The 2,107-nt window shown below is 40.6% G+C and carries 1 protein-coding gene and 2 pseudogenes; all 3 read right to left on the reverse strand.

Translation table 11 applies throughout. From position 1 onward, the window contains the following. Positions 1-50: 50 nt before the first annotated feature. Positions 51-1,409, reverse strand: a pseudogene (locus DWX68_RS14410) (conjugal transfer protein TraE); the annotation flags it as partial. Continuing rightward, complete coding sequence (locus DWX68_RS14415) at positions 1,387-1,758, reverse strand: PrgI family protein (protein ID WP_118401263.1); 372 nt, start codon at positions 1,756-1,758, stop codon at positions 1,387-1,389. The pseudogene DWX68_RS14410 and the gene DWX68_RS14415, both read right to left, overlap by 23 nt. 23 nt (positions 1,759-1,781) lie before the next feature. Beyond that, a pseudogene (locus tag DWX68_RS14790) lies at positions 1,782-2,107 on the reverse strand (hypothetical protein); the annotation flags it as partial.

A 2,107-nucleotide genomic window follows, 5' to 3' on the forward strand; every position in this document is an offset into this window, starting at 1 on the left:
CTGATTTTGTCCTTCAACCACGAAGGCTTTGTTCAGGAACGAGTCGCACTAATATCCATATCATATCCGGAGCGTACCGCTTTTTTCTGTTCCTCAATTTTCATGCGGTTAATGTCCGTAACCTTACTCTTGACCAATTTGATTGCTTTCATCTGGTCGATGGACTGGATATGCAGATTAACAAGCAGGTTACAGTCCATTTCCAGAAATTCAGCAAGCATTTTATCCGTCAGCTCTGGTGCCAGAATCTGCAGATAGGATACTGCTCCGATGGTATCTCCCATCTGAAAATCCTTTCCATTTTTGAACAGGAAACTGGATGGTGCAATATAATCCTTTGTATTCAGCCCGGTACGCAGCATATCATCATAGCTGAACTTGAATGGTACTTTGACATTCTGGTTGAATGTTTCATACATGATCTGCAAACGCTCCACACCATTTAACGGATACGCAGATACCCCGAAAACTTTAAAATTATTTAGTATGTCTGTTTCGATACGTTCCAGTTTTGGTTTTGCTTCCCGGATATTGTCAGCTTCAATTCCAAATGTAATGTACTTGGTTCTGACAAGACCATTATTTCCTTTTGCCAACTGATTTCTGAGCATCTGGGCAAACTCCATACGCAGATCATCAAAACTGTCATTCTGCTTTTTAATACGGATCACATCTTCATATTCCGTCATGTTGCTGTGATGATTGATAAAGGACAACTGAAAATGGATGGTACTGTCAAAATAATTCAGGAAATCACACCAGTTCTCAAAAATCGCATTTTTATCCTCATTCTGTGCTAACTGATAGTTGATATCATAAAAACGAATTGTTTTTGAATAATACCCATCCTCCACACGACAGATTCCGTCTTTTCCCATTTCCCTGTATGGAATCGACTGCTGTGCGGTAATGTTTTTCCCTTTATTTCTATTGTCTTTATTCGTGCTGGATATTTGCTTTCCAGTACCTTTTTTTCCACTGGATTTTACAGAACCCGGCGGCTTTGTCTTTTTTTTATGCTTTTCTGCTTTCTTTGCCTGTTTCTGTGCTGCCTTTTCTTCACGAGCAGCCTGTTTTGCCGCCTGCTTCGCAAGTTTTCTTTCTTCCTTTTCGTGTGCCTTATGTAACTTCAGTTCATATTTCTGGGCTTTTTTCCAGGCACGTTTTTCCCGTCTGCTTAATTTACGTCTTGGTCTGCGGACACCTCGGTGTCGCTCCAGTGCTTCATACCCAGTAACCATCGGTACTCCCGTCAAACGCTGTCTGCCCTTTGTATAATCTTCTGCCTCGTCCGAATCAAACACTGGTAAACCATCATCAGAATCCTCTTCATCCAACCACCAGTCATCCGGATGGGAAAATTCTTCTATCTGCTCAGGAAGATTCTTATCGTTTCTTACTTTTTCCACGAACAGTACCTCCTTTCGCTTTTGTCATAATTCTCTTTTTTTCATAAAGGTTTTCTACCTCATATTTCCGTACCGGAGGACGGACAAATTTTACTGTAATCACGTTTTTGAGGACTTTCTCTAAAGGAAGTCCATCTTTCTCATACATGGCAAATAAAAAAGCCGGAAGCATCAACAGACACATTCCGGTTGCCGCATTACTCGAACCAATCAATCCCCTTGACAGGAAATAAAACGGAAGTCCTACTGCCGCTGCAATACCAAGGCAGATAAGCTGTCGTTTTGTAAGATTGAGAATAATTTTATTTTTTACTTTTGTCAGATCTTTTGGTACTGATACAAAAGCCATTTTCATCGTCTCCTTTTCTACATTTAGTGTGCATTAAAGATGCTCTTTGAGAAATTACCTGTTTTCATAAGACTAAAACACAGTATTACTGTATAAGCCATTACACTGAGCAGTGCTGTATGCACATTGTCTGATACCTGTATATTGGCAACCAATACAGAGTAAATGCCCACACACACCATAATAAAAAATCCCTGAAATGCCAGTGCAAACAATCCTCTTAAATAATTGCTGCCAATCTGTCCCCATTCCCGATTGCTCATAGTGGCAAATGGAATTGCACCGATTGACGAATACAGTAGGGTAAGAACCCGACGCCTTGCCATATTGCTATGGCAGGTTTCCGAGA

The sequence above is a fragment of the Clostridium sp. AF20-7 genome (assembly GCF_003479275.1).
GTDB lineage: Bacteria > Bacillota > Clostridia > Lachnospirales > Lachnospiraceae > Otoolea > Otoolea fessa.

Excerpts from the sequence above, each read along its gene's own strand:
- DWX68_RS14415 (WP_118401263.1), bottom strand. The coding sequence starts at position 1,758 with ATGGCTTTTGTATCAGTACCAAAAGATCTGACAAAAGTAAAAAATAAA.